21 protein-coding genes and 1 pseudogene are annotated in these 18,548 nt (G+C 35.9%); 13 read left to right on the top strand and 9 right to left on the bottom strand.

Annotated elements, in window-relative coordinates:
* Nucleotides 1–99: 99 nt before the first annotated feature.
* Both J4771_RS03110 and J4771_RS03105 read left to right on the top strand, forming a co-directional pair.
* Nucleotides 100–588: a hypothetical protein gene (locus J4771_RS03110; RefSeq protein ID WP_224136305.1), complete on the top strand. Its 489-nt coding sequence runs from the start codon at nucleotides 100–102 to the stop codon at nucleotides 586–588.
* Nucleotides 585–1,193 carry a DUF1684 domain-containing protein gene (locus J4771_RS03105; protein WP_224136303.1) on the top strand — a complete coding sequence of 203 codons (609 nt, stop codon included), beginning with the start codon at nucleotides 585–587 and terminating at the stop codon, nucleotides 1,191–1,193. Before J4771_RS03110 ends, J4771_RS03105 begins: the two co-directional genes overlap by 4 nt.
* Nucleotides 1,194–1,220: 27 nt before the next feature.
* Here the strand turns inward: J4771_RS03105 and queG are convergent, their stop codons facing one another.
* Nucleotides 1,221–2,150 carry a tRNA epoxyqueuosine(34) reductase QueG gene (queG, locus tag J4771_RS03100; protein WP_224137759.1) on the bottom strand — a complete coding sequence of 310 codons (930 nt, stop codon included), beginning with the start codon at nucleotides 2,148–2,150 and terminating at the stop codon, nucleotides 1,221–1,223.
* Between the two features lie 72 nt (nucleotides 2,151–2,222).
* Between queG and J4771_RS03095 the strand changes: the two genes are divergently transcribed.
* The 7 genes from J4771_RS03095 to J4771_RS03065 all read left to right on the top strand — a co-directional run bounded on the left by J4771_RS03095 (nucleotide 2,223) and on the right by J4771_RS03065 (nucleotide 8,082).
* Entirely contained in the window at nucleotides 2,223–2,510 is a 288-nt protein-coding gene (locus tag J4771_RS03095) for a rhodanese-like domain-containing protein (RefSeq protein WP_224136301.1), read from the top strand.
* 248 nt (nucleotides 2,511–2,758) lie between these two features.
* Nucleotides 2,759–3,322 carry a hypothetical protein gene (locus tag J4771_RS03090; RefSeq protein WP_224136299.1) on the top strand — a complete coding sequence of 188 codons (564 nt, stop codon included), beginning with the start codon at nucleotides 2,759–2,761 and terminating at the stop codon, nucleotides 3,320–3,322.
* A 90-nt stretch (nucleotides 3,323–3,412) separates the two neighbouring features.
* Complete coding sequence (locus tag J4771_RS03085; RefSeq protein ID WP_224136297.1) at nucleotides 3,413–4,483, top strand: glucokinase; 1,071 nt, start codon at nucleotides 3,413–3,415, stop codon at nucleotides 4,481–4,483.
* Nucleotides 4,484–4,551: 68 nt separating this feature from the next.
* The gene (locus J4771_RS03080; RefSeq protein WP_224136295.1) at nucleotides 4,552–5,124 is read left to right on the top strand and encodes a YceI family protein; all 573 of its coding nucleotides are present in this window, start codon (nucleotides 4,552–4,554) and stop codon (nucleotides 5,122–5,124) included.
* Nucleotides 5,125–5,331: 207 nt separating this feature from the next.
* A complete protein-coding gene (locus tag J4771_RS03075) occupies nucleotides 5,332–5,898 on the top strand; it encodes a YceI family protein (protein WP_224136293.1) in 567 nt (188 codons plus the stop codon).
* A gap of 63 nt (nucleotides 5,899–5,961) precedes the next feature.
* Nucleotides 5,962–6,603 (top strand): alpha/beta hydrolase, encoded by a 642-nt coding sequence (locus J4771_RS03070; protein ID WP_224136291.1) that lies wholly within the window; start codon nucleotides 5,962–5,964, stop codon nucleotides 6,601–6,603.
* 60 nt (nucleotides 6,604–6,663) lie between these two features.
* Complete coding sequence (locus J4771_RS03065; RefSeq protein ID WP_224136289.1) at nucleotides 6,664–8,082, top strand: L-serine ammonia-lyase; 1,419 nt, start codon at nucleotides 6,664–6,666, stop codon at nucleotides 8,080–8,082.
* A gap of 7 nt (nucleotides 8,083–8,089) precedes the next feature.
* Here J4771_RS03065 and J4771_RS03060 read toward each other — a convergent pair whose 3' ends face one another.
* From J4771_RS03060 to J4771_RS03035, 7 genes and pseudogenes are all read right to left on the bottom strand, one after another.
* Nucleotides 8,090–9,445 (bottom strand): phage tail sheath family protein, encoded by a 1,356-nt coding sequence (locus J4771_RS03060; protein WP_224136288.1) that lies wholly within the window; start codon nucleotides 9,443–9,445, stop codon nucleotides 8,090–8,092.
* A 61-nt stretch (nucleotides 9,446–9,506) separates the two neighbouring features.
* On the bottom strand, nucleotides 9,507–10,349 hold the full coding sequence (locus tag J4771_RS03055; protein WP_224136287.1) for a prephenate dehydrogenase: 843 nt from the start codon (nucleotides 10,347–10,349) through the stop codon (nucleotides 9,507–9,509).
* A 65-nt stretch (nucleotides 10,350–10,414) separates the two neighbouring features.
* A complete protein-coding gene (locus J4771_RS03050) occupies nucleotides 10,415–10,786 on the bottom strand; it encodes a hypothetical protein (RefSeq protein ID WP_224136286.1) in 372 nt (123 codons plus the stop codon).
* Complete coding sequence (locus J4771_RS03045; protein WP_224136285.1) at nucleotides 10,787–11,980, bottom strand: alanine dehydrogenase; 1,194 nt, start codon at nucleotides 11,978–11,980, stop codon at nucleotides 10,787–10,789.
* A gap of 84 nt (nucleotides 11,981–12,064) precedes the next feature.
* Nucleotides 12,065–12,472, bottom strand: coding sequence for a tRNA (adenosine(37)-N6)-threonylcarbamoyltransferase complex ATPase subunit type 1 TsaE (gene tsaE, locus J4771_RS03040; RefSeq protein ID WP_224136284.1), 408 nt, complete (start codon nucleotides 12,470–12,472; stop codon nucleotides 12,065–12,067).
* Nucleotides 12,473–12,766, bottom strand: coding sequence for an immunoglobulin-like domain-containing protein (locus J4771_RS13245; RefSeq protein ID WP_317196380.1), 294 nt, complete (start codon nucleotides 12,764–12,766; stop codon nucleotides 12,473–12,475).
* Nucleotides 12,767–12,841: 75 nt separating this feature from the next.
* Nucleotides 12,842–13,843, bottom strand: a pseudogene (locus J4771_RS03035) (isoaspartyl peptidase/L-asparaginase family protein); the annotation flags it as partial.
* A 202-nt stretch (nucleotides 13,844–14,045) separates the two neighbouring features.
* Between J4771_RS03035 and dnaG the strand changes: the two are divergent.
* The 4 genes from dnaG (at nucleotide 14,046) to clpP (ending at nucleotide 17,514) form a co-directional block, all read left to right on the top strand.
* Nucleotides 14,046–15,971: a DNA primase gene (gene dnaG, locus J4771_RS03030; protein ID WP_224136283.1), complete on the top strand. Its 1,926-nt coding sequence runs from the start codon at nucleotides 14,046–14,048 to the stop codon at nucleotides 15,969–15,971.
* A gap of 50 nt (nucleotides 15,972–16,021) precedes the next feature.
* A complete protein-coding gene (locus J4771_RS03025; protein ID WP_224136282.1) occupies nucleotides 16,022–16,318 on the top strand; it encodes a nucleotidyltransferase family protein in 297 nt (98 codons plus the stop codon).
* A 70-nt stretch (nucleotides 16,319–16,388) separates the two neighbouring features.
* Nucleotides 16,389–16,643, top strand: a complete 255-nt coding sequence (locus J4771_RS03020) for a HepT-like ribonuclease domain-containing protein (RefSeq protein WP_317196368.1) — start codon at nucleotides 16,389–16,391, stop codon at nucleotides 16,641–16,643.
* A gap of 187 nt (nucleotides 16,644–16,830) precedes the next feature.
* Nucleotides 16,831–17,514 (top strand): ATP-dependent Clp endopeptidase proteolytic subunit ClpP, encoded by a 684-nt coding sequence (clpP, locus tag J4771_RS03015; protein ID WP_224136279.1) that lies wholly within the window; start codon nucleotides 16,831–16,833, stop codon nucleotides 17,512–17,514.
* A gap of 244 nt (nucleotides 17,515–17,758) precedes the next feature.
* On the opposite strand, the gene tpiA is transcribed toward clpP, so the two are convergent.
* The gene (tpiA, locus tag J4771_RS03010; protein WP_224136277.1) at nucleotides 17,759–18,517 is read right to left on the bottom strand and encodes a triose-phosphate isomerase; all 759 of its coding nucleotides are present in this window, start codon (nucleotides 18,515–18,517) and stop codon (nucleotides 17,759–17,761) included.
* Nucleotides 18,518–18,548: the final 31 nt, after the last annotated feature.

Genomic DNA, 18,548 nt, shown 5'->3' with positions numbered 1-18,548 from the left:
GTAAAAAGAGCCTAGTAAAAAGACTAATGAGCCAAGTAAAATGAATTTGTTTATGAAGAAGATTGCAAATAAAATACTATTTAAAAATTACCAAATTTAATGATGAAAAAATTCTCGATACTTTTAGTCTCAATAATTTTTCTAAACAGTTGCAGCTCTTATTACAGCTCGGTTTCTTTAGAAAAAATCAGTTCACAAAAAAAGCTGACCGCTGAAAAATTCGCCCAAACGCTTTTCAAAAAATGTCGTGAAAAAGACTATTCAGAATTCAAAGGATTTAATATTTCGAAGCAATTTGAAATGTTTTTGGTGAAAGATTCTTTGAAAAAGCAATGTGAAAAAATTGAAAAAAAATATGGAAACATCACGGTATTGAAATTGACTTCAGCACATACAGCGAAACACCCACAAGATATTATGGATATCTTAAACTTTAATATCACCACAGAAAAAATCTCTAAACCTTTATTCCTTCACATCGGAATGCATCGGGATCAAGATTTTGTTGATCGGCCTTTTGTGATTAATGATTTTGAGAATTACTTTGGTTACAAGTTGAAACAATACCGTAAATCTAAAAAGAAATGAAAAAACTCATCCTCATTATCTGTGCAATCATCACTTCTTGTGCAACACAATCTTCAGCAATTTCGGAAGCCAGAAAATTTCAGAAAGAGTTAAACGCCGAATATAAAAAATTAAAAACTACTCCGCTTCGTGGCGATAATTTTACCAGTTTTAAGGAGCATCCTTTTTTTCCGATTAACAGTCAATACAGGGTTACCGCAAAATTGGTGAGGACTGAAAACGCGATTCCTTTTGAGAACCCAACTTCCTCGGGAAAGACTCAACCTTACAAAGAATATGGAAAAGCAACTTTCCAACTCCATGGAAAATCTTATTCGTTAACGATATATCAAAGTCTGAATTTGATTAAGAAAGAAGGATTTCACGACCATCTTTTTCTTCCATTCCGCGATGAAACCAATGGAAAAGAAACCTACGGCGGCGGAAAATACATGGATTTAAGGATTCCAAAATCGGATGAAATTGTTTTGGATTTTAACCTTTCTTATCAACCTTTCTGCGCTTATAATGCGTATGATTATAATTGTCCGATTGTGCCTGAAGTGAATTTTTTACCGGTAAGAATTGAAGCGGGAGTAATGTACGACGATGTTTATCACCATTAATAAATGTTTAAAATTTACAAAACCCATTTATTTTTCCAAAAACTCGATATTCCTTTTCAGTCCGGCAAATTTTGTTCTTTTAACGGGAGATTTTCTGAAAATTTCTGAAAACAGGTCTTGCGTAACCTCTTTCCAATCTTCTTTTTTGTAGTTTTTCAAAAACTGATTGGGTCGAAATTTTTCCTCTAAAGTCGGTGCTGAAAAACGATTCCAGGGACAAACATCCTGACAGATATCGCAACCAAACATCCAGTCTTCCATCTTATTTCTAAAGGAATCGGGTATTTCGTTTTTCAACTCGATCGTGGCGTAGGAAATACATTTGCTTCCGTCAATAATTTTATCGGAAACAATCGCGTCGGTTGGACACGCTTCGATACATTTCGTGCAAGTGCCGCAATGGTCGGTGGTGGGTGAATCTTCCTGTAGTTCAAGGTCGCAAATAATTTCTGCCAAAAAATAGAAAGAGCCGCTTTGTTTGGTGATGAGGTTTGCGTTTTTTCCAACCCAGCCAATTCCTGATTTTCTTGCCCAACTTCTTTCTAAAATAGGAGCAGAATCAGTAAAAACTCTGCAATGAAAATCACCAATTTCATCCCGAAGTTCTGCAACCATTTCCCTCAAAATTTCTTTGATGATTTCATGGTAATCTTCACCATAAGCATATTTTGAGATTTTATAATTATCGAAGCCCGAAATTTTTTCTGCTGGAAAATAATTATAAGAAAGTGAAATAACCGATTTAGAACCTTCCACCAATAATCTCGGATCAAGTCGTTTGTCGAAATAATTTTCCATGTACGACATTTCACCATGGAAGTTTTTTTGAAGCCAATTTTCAAAAGGTTTTGCGTCTTCTTCCAAAAAATCTGCTTTCGAGATTCCACAACTTTGGAAACCAAACTTTTTTGCTTTGGCTTTGATTAATTGGGAATATTTTTCAGGATTCGTATTCATTTCGCCTTGCAAAACTAACATTATTTCATAAATTTGGTCATCAAAAATTTTAAAACCTTAAACAAAATTGATATGACTTTAGAAGAAGTATTGCAATCAGGAAATTACGCACTCATCGACGTTCGCGAACCAATGGAACTCGAGATGGATGGAGATATTGACGGAGCAGAAAACATTCCTTTGGGAGAAGTGGCAGATAGAAAAGACGAGATTTTAAGCATTGAGAAACCAGTCGTTCTTTTCTGCAGAAGTGGGAACAGAAGCGGAAAAGCTTTAGATTTTTTAAATAACGAAGGTTTGAAAGACGGCTACAACGGTGGAGGTTGGGCTGAACTGAAAGAAAAAATCGAAAATATTTAAAGAATTTTCAATTAAAAATCAAAGAGTCAAGATAAATTGGCTCTTTTTTGTGTCCAAATTTTAAAAAATGGACAAAAATGACATCAAAATTCGCTTGAAAATATAAATGATTGTTTAATTTTTTAATTAACTTATTATATTGATAATCAAATTACTACAAATAATAGCTACGATTTTTACTCCTATACGAATCTATTTTGGCACGATTTTGACAAGTAACTGTTTCGTAAAACTTAAAATTTAGAATTATGAAATCTATGACAAAGACAATCCTTGCTTTAGGATTAATGACAACGGGATTAGTAAGTGCACAAAGTGCAGATATGAAAAATATGCTTAAAGTGGGTGCCAATGTAGGACTTGCTGTTCCGGCGGAAAACGCTTCTGCAAATTTAGGACTTGATGTTGCGTACCAAAACTTGGTAACTCCAGGATTTGGTTTGGGTATCGCGACTGGTTACAGCCACTTTTTCGGAAAAGATAACAACGGGATTAAAAACAACGACTTCGGAGTAGTTCCTGTTGCCGCTTTAATCAGAGTTTATCCTAAACAAACTGGATTTTATTTAGGAACTGATTTGGGATATGGTTTTATCGTGGGCGATAAAAATGTAGCTTCAAACAGCACAGTAGAAAGACCAGATGGAGGTTTCTACATTAAACCAGAAATCGGTTACCATAACAGAGACTGGAATTTTGCATTGCAATATCAGAAAACTTTCACAGGAAGTACTGGTGAAATCGGTTCGCAAAAATACAGTGCAGGTGCATTGGGATTAGGTGTAGGTTATAATATTCCACTGGGAAAATAATACAGATAATCAAGTTATCAAAAAACCTTTCTGAAATTTTTCAGGAAGGTTTTTTATTTTTTTCATATTTTTTAAAAACAATTATTATCTTTGGTAGATAACATTAAAGGAATGGAAGCTAAAAATAATTTCAAACTCTTTTTGCCGGCTGTTTCCGCCGAATCCAACAATCAAATACAATTAATTTCGGTTGATTTACAGGGCGAAACAACTTCCGTGGCTGTATTTGGAGCCGAAAACGGGAAGGTAGTTTCAAAGAAAGAGACTGCTTATTCAACGACTCAATTTTCATCCGTTTCAGATCTCATCAATAAATTTATTTCTGAACACAGTTTGCAGAATATTTCTAAGATTTCGATTGCAGTTCCCGGTCCGGTCATTAACGGAAAGTCTGCTCCAGAACGACTGCCCTGGAAATTGGATGCGGAAGAAATTAAAAGTAAAACACAAATTTCAAAAGTCTATTTGATTAACGACTTAGAAGCTTCTGCTTACGGATTGGGAAACAGTTGCGAAAATGGGATGGTTACAATTTACGATTCTGGAAATTCATCCAACGGAAATGTCGCCGTTTTAGCTCCCGGTGCAGGTTTAGGGGAAGCCGGACTTTTTTGGGACGGTGAATGTTTGAGGCCTTTTGCAACAGAAGGTGGTCACTGCGAATTTTCTCCAAGAACCAATGACGAGGTGGAGTTTTATCAGTTTTTAAATAAAATTTACGGAATTGTAAGTTGGGAAAGCGTTCTGTCAAAATCTGGACTATTTAATATCTATCGATTTTTAAGAGATGCAAAACAGCAAAGACAACCAGAATTTTTGACGGAAGCCATTGAAAACGGAACGTTTATGGAAGCCGTTATTAATGGAGCTTTAGAAAAAAAAGACCGAATCTGTACGATGACGGTCGATACTTTTTTGATTTTCCTGGCGAGAGAAGCAAACAGCTTGGTTTTAAAATTAAAAGCAACGGGTGGACTTTATTTGAGCGGAGAAATTCCTCTAATGATGCAGAAATTCATCAACAAAGAAAAATTCTACAAAAACTTTATCATCAGCGACAAGATGGAAGGAATACTGAAAGACATCCCAATTTATTTGGTGACCGATACCAAAACCATTATCAATGGAGCCGCTGTTTATGCCGCTTTTTATCACGAATAACAAAATTTCAACTTCGGTTTTTCGCCGAAGTTTTTTATTGGATTAAATTATCTTTACTAAAAATTTATATGAAAAATTTCATTTCAATCTTATTTATATTGTGTTCTTTTTTTGTTTCCGCGCAGACAAAAAATATTACTTCATCCGAAATCCGCTGGAAAGCTTATAAAACATTGAAAGCAGAATCGATGTCGCATGATGGAACAGTAAAATTAAAATCAGGTAATCTTACATTTAACGGAAATGAACTTACCGGCGGGAACTTCATCATCAACATGAACACCATTGACGCGGAAGATATGAATGAAAATCCAAAACAGAAAAAGTTCTTGGAAAATCACCTGAAAAGCGACGATTTCTTTGATGTGGAAAAATTTCCGGTGACTGTTTTTCAGATAAAGTCGGTAAAGAAAATCAACGGTAAAAATTACAATTACCAAATCGGTGGAATTCTCATCATTAAAGGCATTTCTAAAAATATTTCCTTTCCTGTGAAAGTGGCGCAAAACAACAGTGTTTTCACATTAACATCTGCACAATTTACGTTCAACAGAAAACATTTCGGACTGAAATACAATATTTTCGAAGACATGCTCATCAGCAACGATGTTGAAATGAACGTGAAAATTGTGGCGCAGTAACTTTAATCACAAATAATGTTTTTGTTGCGAAGTTAGTGTTGACGTAGTAGAGTTTTTTGCAAAAAGGTACAGTCTTGATTTTTGATTCTTTTGCATCAAAGAAAAAGAATGAAGAAAAATTAGTTTTTAAACTTTTCTTATCATACATCAACACCAACTCTTAATTTCAAACGCTATTTTTGCAACATAATTTTTAAAAAATAATTAATGAAAAAATTAGCATTATTGGCAGTTCTTGCAGGTGGTTTGGCTTTCGGTCAGTCGAAAAAAGTAGTAGCATCCGATGTTCATTGGTGGGGTTACAAAATCGCAAAATCTGAAGCTTCTTCACACGACGGAACTTTAAATGTAAAATCCGGCGAAATTAAAATGAAGGGAAATCAAGTTGTTGGCGGAACTTTTGTTTTGGATATGACTTCTATTAATTCGACCGATTTAACCGGAGAATACCAAACAAAACTCAATAATCACTTGAAAAATGGTGATTTCTTCGAAGTTGAAAAATTCCCGACAGCGACTTATACGATTACTTCTTTAAAGAAAAACAACGATAAAATTTACAACTACATTGTAAACGGAAACTTGACCGTGAAAGGAAAAACAGCTCCGGTTTCTTTCCCTGCGAAAATTTCTTACAGCAAAGGTGTGGTGAGTTTGGTTTCTCAAAAGTTCACTTTCGACAGACAAAAATTTGATGTTGCCTACAAATCGGCGATGAAAGATGTTCTGGTAAAAGACGATATCGATATGTTGGTGAAAGTTACAGCAAAGTAATTTTTAGATAATATTTTAGTTTTAAAGAGCAGAATTTCCTGCTCTTTTTTTTATTTTTGAAGGATGAAGATTTATTTGATTAGCGGATTAGGTGCCGATTTCAAAGTTTTAGAAAAACTGAAATTTCCTGAAAATTTGGAAGTTGTTTTCATCGAATGGCTGATTCCCGAAAAAGATGAAAGCTTTAGCCATTACGTGGAAAGAATGGCAGAAAAAATTGATGTTTCCGAACCTTTTTATTTATTAGGATATTCTTTTGGCGGAATTTTAGTTCAAGAAATCGACAAGATAAAACCTGCCGAAAAAGTGGTAATTCTGGGAAGCATTAAATCGGACAAAGAAAAATCAAAATTTATCAGAATAGGGGATTTTACCAAAATTCCAAAAGTGCTACCCGAAAGAATTTTCAATGAAAAATCAGCCGTTGCTTATTCATTAATCCGAAAATTATTCGACCCCAAAAATCCAAAAATTCTAGATTATTTCACCGTTCGAAATCCTTATTATTTAAAGTGGTGCATCGAAAAAGTGGCATCTTGGAAATTTGAAGAAAACCCAAAAGTCATCCAAATTCTTGGCGATAAAGACATCGTCTTTCCCATCAAATACTCAAAACCCAATTACGTTATACAAAACGGAACCCATCTTTTCCCTGCCACAAAACACAAAGAAGTTTCTAAAATTTTAGCCGAAATTTTTAAGTGAGTTTTTAAACTTATCTTTGTATCATATCATTTACCAATCATCAATTATCATTTATAGTAAATGGAGTCTATCAGTGTTTTTGAAATCATAAAAGTAGGAATCGGACCTTCAAGTTCTCACACCATGGGACCTTGGAATGCAGCATCAAGTTTTTTGAATCTCATCAAAAGAGAACGTCAAATTTCTGAAGTCAAAGAAGTTTTCTTGGAATTTTTTGGTTCTTTGGCAAAGACAGGAATAGGTCACGGAACGGATATCGCAGGAATGCTCGGACTTTCTGGAGAAAATTTCAAAACCATAGATACGACTACTATTGATGAAAAAATTGAAAAGATAAAGTCTTCAAACGAGCTTCATCTTGCAGGCGAAAAATTAATTCCTTTCGTTTACGGTAAAAATTTGATTTTAAATATGAAAGAATCACTTGATTTTCATCCAAACGGAATGATTTTCAAGGCAGTATTTGAAAACGGTGAAGAAGTGGTGCAAGATTATTATTCTGTCGGGGGTGGATTCATTGCAACCCAAAACGAAAATTCTTTAGAAAAACACTGCATCAGAACGCTTTATCCATGTCACAACGGTAAAGATGTTTTAAGAAATCTGGAGAAATTAGGTTTAAATAAAATTTCAGATTTAATTTTTTTGAATGAAGAATCTTGGCGCACCAAAGAAGAAACCGAAGCCGAAGCGCTTTACATTTGGCAGCAAATCAAGGAATGTATTTATAAAGGCGTAAACAAAGAAGGAATCTTACCGGGAGGATTAAATGTTTCCCGTCGTGCTGCAGGTTTGAACCGAAAACTTCTTGGAGAAAAAATCTACAAAAATGTAGATGAATGGTTTCAATTGGTTGTGGAAGCTGAAGAAACCTTTACCAACATCAACAAATGGGTATCTTGTTTTGCTTTGGCGGTGAACGAGGAAAATGCAAGTTTCGGGAGAATTATCACGGCTCCAACTAACGGAGCAAGCGGTGTGATTCCGGCTGTTCTAATGTATTCTCAAGCATTTACGGAGCATCGAAATAATGACGATATCATTCGTTTTCTTTTAGTTGCGGGAGAAATCGGAACTTTATTCAAAAAAAATGCGACCATTTCTGCAGCGATGGGTGGTTGTCAAGCGGAAGTCGGCGTTTCTTCAGCAATGGCTGCAGCAGGTTTGACGGAAATTATGGGCGGAACTCCCGGACAAGTTTTAATGGCGGCAGAAATCGCCATGGAACATCACCTCGGCTTAACTTGCGACCCGATTGCGGGCTTGGTGCAAATTCCGTGTATTGAAAGGAATTCGATGGGAGCAATTAAAGCAATTACTGCGGCAAATATTGCTATAGAAAGCGATCCCACGAAAGCGAGAGTTTCCTTGGATGAAGTCATTCAATCGATGTGGGAAACCGCGTTGAGTATGAACGATCGGTTCAAAGAGACATCAGAAGGAGGTTTAGCCATTGCAGTAAATGTGGCGGAATGTTAGGTTATTTTTATGGTTCTATAGCTAGAATAGAAAAATTAAAAAAGATAAATTCTGCGGGTGTTACGGGAGAAATTCCAATTTGAAGTAGAAGTTTTCCATCAGAAATGTCCTTATTGGTCATGGTTTCATTCAATCCACATTTTACAAAATAGGCGTGTTCTGGTTTTGAGCCCATCAAAGCTCCACTTCTCCACAGATTATACAAATAGTTTTCGGTTATGGATTTAATTTTCGCCCAGGTTGAGGAATTATTTTTTTCATAAACAAATTGATCTAAAGCATTCTGGATTTCTTTTTCAATTTTGTTGGCGAGTCGGCGAATAGGAAAGTACTTCCATTCTGCATCATTTCCTGCCAAAGTTCTGGTTCCCCAAACTCGGTTTCCAACACCCTGAAAATTTCTTATACAATTGATGGATTTTCCTGAAATATCAACATTTAATAATTGTTGGGCGCAATCTGTAATTAAAAATTCCGGAGCAATAATTTGTTTTAAAGGAATTGTAGAAGGTGCTTTCCAAATTCCTCTTTCCATATCATTTTTCAAAATTAATCCCATCACAGAAGGACTTGCCGGAAGAATTACTGAAAATTTTCCGATCGCTGAAACATACTTTAACTTTTTTGTTTCGTCAAAAGAATTTAGAGAAAAACCAAATCCATTTTTCTCAACATTGATGCAGGATTCGTCATATAGATAAGCGGTTGTGGTTTGTAAAGAAGGAAAAAAAGCCGCTCCAAATTTCAAGGAATCTGAATGGAGTTTTTCGCGATAAATCGAAATTTTATTTAGAAAATTTTCCGTATTTGTCCTGGGCGGATCCAAGATGCCGAAATAACGATTCTTATCACAGAATTCTAATATTTTCTGTTGAACCAAATAGAAGTCGTTTTCAGGAAGATTCTGACTTTCCGGAATCCCGATTAACAGATTAGTTTTTTCGTTTTTTAAGGAATCTATTCCCTGAATCAATTCTTCTGCAGAAAGTATTTCGCCAATTTCTTTGAATGTACCTACGGAAACAATTTTACATTTATTTCCACCGCTTTCAAAAAAAAGTTTTATCGAATAATACAGAATATGTTTAGATTTCTCTCCAAAAAATTCAACCGTGATTTTTTCTTCTGTGGATGACGAATGATCTTTAATAATCAAATTCTTTTCAGGTTGCCCAAAACCGAAAGTATTTTCAAATTCAAGAATAGAATTAATTGTTATTGGAGTGAACAGTAAATCTTCGCCATTATCGAGGATGTTCTTTTCGGTATATCCAATAAAAACAGCTATATTGTCTAACGGTTCCACAAAGGGAGACCACATTTTTTCTTCAAGATATACTCCTGGAAATTTATATTTTGCCATGATGATTAGTTTGAAGTAAAATTACTTTTTTAAAACGAATCAACATCAGACCGATACCAAATTATTTCAAGATGCCTCGAATTCGGTTCGCATTTTTAATCAATTCTTCCAAAAGTTCATAATTCTCCTTCTCCAACGCTGATTTGAATTTTCGAAGCTGTGAAATATGCTCATTCAGAACATCCAAAACATTTTCCTTGTTTTGTTTAAATATGGGAACCCACATTTCCGGATGCGATTTTGCCAAACGAACCGTACTCGAAAAACCTGAACTTGCCAACTGAAAAATAGTGTCTTCTTCACGCTCTTTTTCCAAAACCGTATTGGCTAAAGCATAGGAAGTAATGTGTGAAATATGTGAAATATAGGCGGTGTGAACATCGTGCTCATCGGCATTCATGTAGATTAAATTCATTTCGAGATTTTCCGCCACCTTATTTACAAGACTTAAGGCGTCTTCAGCGGAATCTTTTTGGTCGCAAATTACCGCCGCTCTTCCTGAAAAACTCTCTGAAACAGCCGATTTCGGCCCCGAATTTTCCGTTCCCCACATTGGATGAAAAGCGACATAACGATTTCTTTTTTGATGATTTTTAACGGCGTTAACAATTCCCAATTTCGTAGAACCTGCATCCATCACGGTTTGATTTTCATTAACCAAATCTAAAACAGTTGGCAAAATTTTTCGCGCGGCATCAACGGGAATCGCAATGATGATTAAATCTGAATTTTTAACGGCATTTTCAAGCGTGGAAATCTCATCAATAATTCCCAATTCTTTGGCTTCAAGCAAATGATTTTCATTCAAGTCAACTCCAAAGACATAATCTGCAAAATGTTGTTCCCGAAGTTTCATAGCCATGGAACCGCCGATTAATCCGACGCCGATGATCGTAATTTTCATCTTTTAAATAAGTAATGAATAATGAGCAATCCCGAATTCTCGGGACGCTTTGCGTGAGTAATATTTTACCTCAATTTTTTCAATGAGTTGAAAGTGGAAGTCTTGTCGCATTTTTCAAAAGTGACTTCATATCTCGGATTTTTCTTTGGATAAACCAAAACGTAATCAGGACAAGGTTTTTTTTGTGCATGACTTTTTTCGAAATTGATTTCGCCTTTGGTCATGATGCTGTCTTTCAAAAATTTTTCGTCAATTTTTTGGGAAGTCATTTCCGTTTTAAAACTTTCAGAATAGTGGAATTCTTTAGACAAAGTCTCTGCAATCACCCTTGAATTGGGCAAATATCCGCTGCAACTTGCCCCTTTTTTATTTAATACGAAAAACACAATCACCAGACCTGGAATTAAACCGATTAGAAAAAATTTTAGTTTTCTCATTTAAAAAATTAAAAGGTTGATGTCGTGATAAGTAAGGTCGAAACGTTCGCAAATCATTTTTTTCGTGTGGCGACCTTTATACATATAGAGTGACTGCTTCATCTCGTTTTTCTTCACGAGCATATTCTCGAAACCGCCTTCTTCATCGTAGTTTAAAAGATAGCTCAAGAAAAAGTTGGAGATTGCTTTCGTAGTTGTTCGGGGCATTTTGGACGTTAAATTCGGCAAACCGCAATGAATCACGCCATGTTTGATGATGTACGGATCTTCCATATCGGTCAATTCGGAAGTTTCGATAACTTTTCCGTTGTCGATGGTTACGTCGATAATGACGCTTCCTTTTTTCATTTTGGAAACCATTTCTTCCGTAACAATCGGCGTTAAACTCAATTTTGAAAGTGCTCCGATGACGACATCGGCTCTTTTTAAACTTTTTCCCAATTCTTTCGGATCGATGATGGAAGTCGGAACTCGTCCATCGACCATCATGTGAAGTCGACGAAGTTTGGAAAGCGAATTGTCAAAAACTTTAACGCTTGCTCCTAATCCTAAAGCGGCTTTAGTAGCAAATTCGCCTACAATTCCTGCACCTAAAATCACCACTTCAGTCGGACGAACACCCGTAATTCCACCCAGCATCAATCCGTTGGAAAGTGCCAAAAGTTCTGCCGCATATAGCACCGAAATATTCCCTGCAATTTCCCCGATTAAGCGAACCAAAGAAAGTTGCTTGTATTCATCCACAATAAATTCAAACGCAATCGCATTGATTTTTTTTTCGGAAATTCTTTTGAAATATTCCTGGTCACGCAAATTAATTTGTAGCGCAGAAACCAAATAGGTATTCGGTTTTAGATAATCAATTTCCTCGATTGTTGGTGGATTTATTTTTAAAACCAAATCCTGTTCGAACGCTTCTCTAGGATCGTTGGTAATTTTTGCGCCCGATTCCGAATACTGCAAATCGGTGAAAAACGAACCTTCTCCCGCTCCTGATTCCACGATAATTTGATGTCCGTTTGCGACCAAAACCTGCACTGCATCGGGAGTGATGCAAGTTCTGCGTTCGTTGAGGCAAGTTTCTTTAGGAATTCCAATACTGAATTGTTTTCCTTTTTTTACTATTTCCAATTTTTCTTCTTTCGGCATTAATTCCTCTTCAGAAAACGGGGTAAAAACATGTGTATGACTCATCTTTTAATGTTTGATGAATGATGTTTGACAAATGATAATTGGTGCGGCAAAGATACGATGATTTGGTAACTGACAAACTAATTTCTACTTGAAAATGATAACGCGTTCATCACCCAAATTTTCGATTTTCATTTCGTGATGCGGAAAATCAGCGAGTTCTTCCTCGTAAATTTCGGGCCATTCAATGATGCAGAGAAAAGCGTTGTCAAGATATTCTTCCATTCCGATATCGTACACTTCGTCAATGTTTTTCATTCGGTACAAATCAAAGTGGAAAATTTTTCCTTTTGGCGAATGATATTCGTTCACGATGGCATAAGTAGGAGAGGACACCTCATCATTGCTTCCCAATTTTTTGAGTAGAAACTGCGTGAACGTTGTTTTTCCCGCACCAAGATTTCCCTTTAACAAAAAGATATTGTGTTGAAGTTGGGGCAGAATTTCATCAACGACTTTTTGCCAATCTTCTATTTTATTAAGTTTAAATTCCATTTATTCGATTTCAAAAGATGCTGTTAAAGTTTTTTGCTCTTGTTTAGGGGTTTCAAATTCTTTAATGATTCTGTATTTTCCTTTTTTCATGGGATTTAGGAAACTATTTAGGTAGATTGGTTTCGATGCAGTTGAGTAATGTTCCTGAATAATTTCAAGACTTGGAAAAATCAAATTTTTGATGAAAGGAACCTTCTTCCAAGTTTTACCGTCGAACATTTCCACAAAGAAATAAGTTCCATATGAAATTTTTTCAGGCGAATCGTTCTTAACAACTAAATCAAATGATTTCATCTTCTTTAAATCAGATGCTTTCATTTTATTGGGATTTACTGACATTGAAATTTCATTGACAGTATTTAAATCGTCTTTATAAATGCTGATTTCAACCTCGCCATTTTCCGTTATCGCACCGCGATACATTCCCGCAGTATTAAAAGGCATCGCCATATTTCCGTCTTTATCCAAAGCGATCAAACCGCCGTCTCCGCCCATTTTTCCAATGATGTCAATCGTTTCTTGGGTGGCAGTTTTAATGTCTTTATTTTGATATTCCATTTTGGCAGAAACCGTTCTTGCAGCGGTGGAACGAATAAAAAATTCGCCCCATCCTGTTCCTGAAATTCCGACTTGTGAATTTGCGTAAGTTCCTGCTCCGATAATTGGAGAATCACCGATTCTGTTCCACTTTTTATTGGTCATTCCGCCTGTAGAAGTTCCTGCGGAAATATTTCCGTTTTTGTCTAAAGCAACCGCACCAACGGTTCCAAATTTTTGGTCGATTTCGTAAGATTCGGGTAATTTATTTTGAGAAGTTTTTCCTGAATTCTTTAAGGCTTCTTTTTGTTTCAATTTTTGCAAACCATCCCATCGGTCTTTGGTCCAAAAATATTGTGGATCCACGATTTCCAAACCTTGTTCTTTAGCAAATTGTTCTGCACCGCTTCCCGAAAGCATCACGTGTTCGGATTTTTCCATCACCGCAATCGCTGCTTTAATCGGGTTTTTAATCGTATGAACTCCCGCAACTGCTCCCGCTGATTGATCTTTCCCAAACATAATTGAAGCGTCGAGTTCATTTTTTCCATCCGCGGTAAAAACGGCTCCTTTTCCTGCATTAAAAAGTGGAGAATCTTCCAAAATAACGATGGATGCTGCAACTGCGTCAACGGAAGATTTTCCTTTCTGAATTTCGGCGAAACCTGCTTTCAGCGCTTCGGTTAATTTTTCGCGGTAGGCTTTCTCTTTTTCAGCGGTCATATTTTCTTTGGTAATCGTTCCTGCGCCGCCATGAATGACGAGAACGTATTTTTTCTGTGCGAAAACAACCAAAGAAAAAAGAAGTAATAAAAACAAAACCGATTTTTTCATTTTTAATTTTTGTCAAATTTAATTATTTAGTTCTGAAAAGTTTCATTAACAAATAGTTTTATATATGATATTTTTTGTCATGTGCTGAGAATTTTTTTTATTCAACTCAATTGCTGAGTGAAAAGTCCTTGCGTTAAATTATTTAGTTCCAAACTAAATGGAATGATGTTCCATCTTCCCGCAAAATCCTTATTTTTGAAGAATGATTTCCAAACAGACCATCGATAAAATTTTTTCCACGATTCGGGTGGAAGAAATCATCGGCGAATATGTGCAATTGAAAAGGGCAGGTTCAAACTTCAAAGGTTTGAGTCCGTTCCATGATGAAAAAACGCCGAGTTTCGTAGTTTCCCCAAGCAAACAAATTTGGAAGGATTTCTCTTCGGGTAAAGGTGGAACAGCGATTTCTTTTTTAATGGAAATTGAAAACTTCACCTATCCTGAAGCACTCCGACACGCCGCAAAAAAATACGGAATCGAAGTTGAAGAAGACAAACGTGAATATACCGAGGAAGAAAAGCAGCAACAAACCGACAAAGAATTACTGTATAAAATTCATGAAGTTGCGAATGACTTCTTCCAAAACCAACTTTTTGAAACCGATGAGGGAAAAGCAATCGGATATTCTTATTTTAAGGAAAGAGAACTGCGTGATGAAATTATTAAAAAATTTCAGTTGGGTTATTCGCCTGAACAAAAAAATGCTTTTACGGAATTTGCTTTAGACAAAGGCTATTCCAAAGAAATTTTAGAAAAATCGGGACTTTCTATTTTCCCTGAAAATTCTCCGAATGGAATCGACCGTTTCCGAGAAAGAGTAATTTTTCCGATTCACAGTTTTTCGGGAAGGGTTTTGGGTTTTGGTGCGAGAATTCTTAGAAATAATGTCAAAACAGCAAAATATCTCAATTCTCCCGAAACCGAAATTTACCATAAATCAAACGTTCTGTACGGTTTAAACCAAGGAAAACAGGCGATTTCAAGAAATAATCTTTGTCTGCTCGTGGAAGGTTATATGGATGTGATTGCACTTCATCAAGCGGGAATTGAAAATGTGGTTTCAAGTTCAGGAACGGCTTTGACGGTAGAACAAATCAAGTTGATCAAACGTTTGACAGAAAATGTAACGATACTTTTTGATGGTGATGCGGCGGGAATTAAGGCGAGTTTCAGAAGCATCGATATGTTACTTTCCGAGGCGATGAACATTAGGATTTTGCTTTTTCCTGATGGTGATGACCCCGATTCTTTTTCAAGAAAACATCCGCAGGAATTTGTGGAAGATTTTATTAAAAATGAAGCCAAAGATTTCATCGATTTCAAGGCGGAAATTTTACTCAAAGAAGCAGGAGACGACCCGATAAAAAAGGCGGAATCGATTCGAGATATTGTTAAATCGGTGGCATTCGTTCAAAATGCTTTAAAACAGGAAGTTTATTTAAAGGAAGTTTCCACCAAATTCGGACTATCAGAACAGTCGCTTTTTAATGAGTTGAATGTTCAGAAGCAAATCAAAAGTCAGCAAGTTTCTCCGCAACAAAGGCAGGAAACCCAAGCTCAGCCAAAGTTGGAAAAAGTGACTGAACCTTTTATTTCCGTCAATCCACTTTTGGTTTTAGAGGAAAAATTGGTGGAATTAATGCTGAAATATGGTGACCGAATTTTGGACAGAAAAGATGAAGATGAGAATGCTTATCAAATTACGGTTATTGAAGAAATAATAACACATTTGGAAGAAGATTCGTGTGAAATTCAGTCTCCTTTAAACCAAAAAATTATTGAGGAAATCAAGCAGGGAATTGCGAAAAATGAACTTCGTGCAGGAAATTTCTTTATGACTTTAATGGATGAAAATATTTCGGGAAAAATTGCCGATGCATTGGTAGAACCTTATGAAACGAGCAATTGGGAAAAACATCAGATTTTTTTCAGCAAAGAAGAAGAGGTGGTTCCGAAAATTGTGCAGGATGTGATTTTCCGCCACAAAAGAGAATACATCATGAAAATTATAGGTGAAATGAAAACCGAACTTTCAGAGACTGAAAACAATGAAGAAACCTACAAAAAAATCATCAACCTTAATCAATTAAGAAAAGAACTCGACGAAAAATTATTCCGCATTTTATGACAGATTGTCGGATTTTTGGTTGTGGAATATTGTTTGTGTAAATTTGAGAGATGAAGAATTTAGGAAACATCAATGAAATTATTAAACTTTGTGAAACTCATCAAGTTGCGAGTTTATATGTTTTCGGTTCGGTTCTTTCGGAGAAATTTAATGCAGAAAGCGACATCGATTTTTTGGTGAATTTCAAGGAAATCAATCTTTCAGATTACGCTGATAATTATTTTAATCTAAAATTTTCATTGGAAGATTTGCTGAAAAGAAATGTAGATTTATTGGAAGAAAAAGCATTGAAAAATCCTTATTTCATTGAAAGCATTAATCAGCAAAAGGAATTGGTTTATGGATAATGAAATTAAAGTTTGGCTTTTTGATATCCAGAATTGAATTTATGAAATAAGAAGTTATTTTGATGAAGATTTGGATTTTGAAAAATATCAAAACGACATCAAAACCAAAAGAGCAGTTGAGAGAAATTTTGAAATCATTGGTGAAGCAGTCAATAGGATTTTAAAGAAAGATGAAAATTTTCCCATTACGGATTCAAGAAAAATAATTGGTTTGCGAAACAGAATTATTCATGCCTATGATTTTATTTCGGATGAGTTGATTTGGTCAGTTTTAACCGAAAGTCTGCCGATTTTAGAAAAAGAAATAGGTAGTTATTTATATTGAAAGGTCCTGAAAAATCCTATCAGAAAATGCTCGAATTCAAAAGGAAAATGAATTCCGAAATCGTCAGTATAAAAGACGGAAAAATTGTAAAAATAAAACCTTAGAAGATACAAGAGATTTGGAGGTTGGAGAAACGAGACTTGAATCTTGAAGCTTGAAACTTGAAACTTGAAACAAAAATTATAAAATGGACATAAAAAAAGATTTCAGAGATTTCTCTGTAAAACATTTAGGAAACAGCGGATTGGTAACCGACCAATACATGGGAATGTTTAACCCGACCAATCTTACCCCATACATTATGGAGGAAAGGCGTTTGAACGTTGCTCAAATGGACGTTTTCTCACGTTTAATGATGGATAGAATTATTTTCCTCGGAACGGGAATTGACGACCAAGTTGCAAATATTGTGACGGCACAGTTGCTTTTCCTTGAAAGTTCTGATGCGTCGAAAGACATCCAAATCTACATCAATTCTCCGGGCGGAAGTGTTTATGCAGGTTTAGGAATTTACGACACCATGCAAATCATCAAACCAGATGTTGCCACAATTTGTACGGGAATGGCGGCTTCAATGGGTGCAGTTCTTTTGGTTGCAGGTGAAAAAGGAAAACGTTCTGCGTTGAAACATTCTCGTGTGATGATTCACCAACCTTCAGGTGGAGCGCAAGGTGTTGCTTCCGACATGGAAATTAATTTGCGCGAAATGCTGAAACTTAAAAAAGAATTGTACGACATTATCTCTCATCATTCGGGACAAACTTACGAATGGGTGGAGAAAGCTTCCGACAGAGATTATTGGATGACTTCCACTGAAGCAAAAGATTTCGGAATGGTGGATGAAGTTTTGGAAAGAAAAACAGAGAAGTAGTTATCAACAAATAATAGAAAAATCACGCAAATTTTGCGTGATTTTTTTGCTTTTAATCTGCGTTATCTGCAAGAAATAAATTCTTCATTGATACGAAAAAACGCTCGCTGATTTAGCAGATTGCACAGATTTTTTGTTGGATTGAAGAATGAAAAATTATCATTTCTAAATTTACAGCAAAACGAATTGACTGCGAAGAACACCATTTACCAACTTGGCTCTTGGCTCTTTTCACTTGGCTCTTTTAATTAAACCCTTCAATAATTTTCGAGAAATCATCTATTTTCAAAGCGGCTCCACCAATCAAACCACCATCAATATCGGGTTGAGAAAAAATTTCTTTGGCATTGTCAGGTTTTACCGAACCGCCGTAAATAATGGAAACTTCGTCTGCAACTTCTTTTCCGTATTTGTTTGCAATTAGATTTCTTATGTGTGCATGAATTTCCTGCGCTTGTTCAGGAGTTGCAGTTTCTCCCGTTCCGATTGCCCAAACTGGTTCGTAAGCGATTACTACTTTTTTAATTTCGTCGGCAGAAAGTGTAAACAAAGCGACTTCAGTTTGATTTTTCACCACTTCCAAATGTTGTCCGGATTTTCTTTGCTCCAAAGTTTCTCCGTTGCAGTAGATTGGAATTAGGCCTTTGTCTAAAGCCAATTTTACTTTTCTGTTACAATGAGAGTCGGTTTCGCCGTGATATTGTCTTCTCTCGGAATGTCCTATGATTGCTCCGGTCGCATCGATTGATTCTAACATGGATGCAGAAATCTCTCCGGTGTAAGCTCCGCTTTCATGTTCGCTCATGTCTTGTGAAAAAACGCCCACTTCGTCGTTTTCGTATAAATCTTTGGCCATCATCAAATAAAGTGAAGGCGGTGCGATCCAAACTTCGCAGTTGGTTGGATGATTTTTTTTGTACTCCAAAATTTGGAACATCAGTTGTTGAGCCTCAATTACCTCTTTGTTCATTTTCCAGTTTCCGGCTACGATTTTTCTTCTCATTTTATTCTAGGTTTGAAATGGTTTGATTTTA

Source organism: Candidatus Kaistella beijingensis, from assembly GCF_020084865.1.
Lineage (GTDB): Bacteria > Bacteroidota > Bacteroidia > Flavobacteriales > Weeksellaceae > Kaistella > Kaistella beijingensis.
This window is presented reverse-complemented; position numbering and strand designations above follow the sequence as displayed.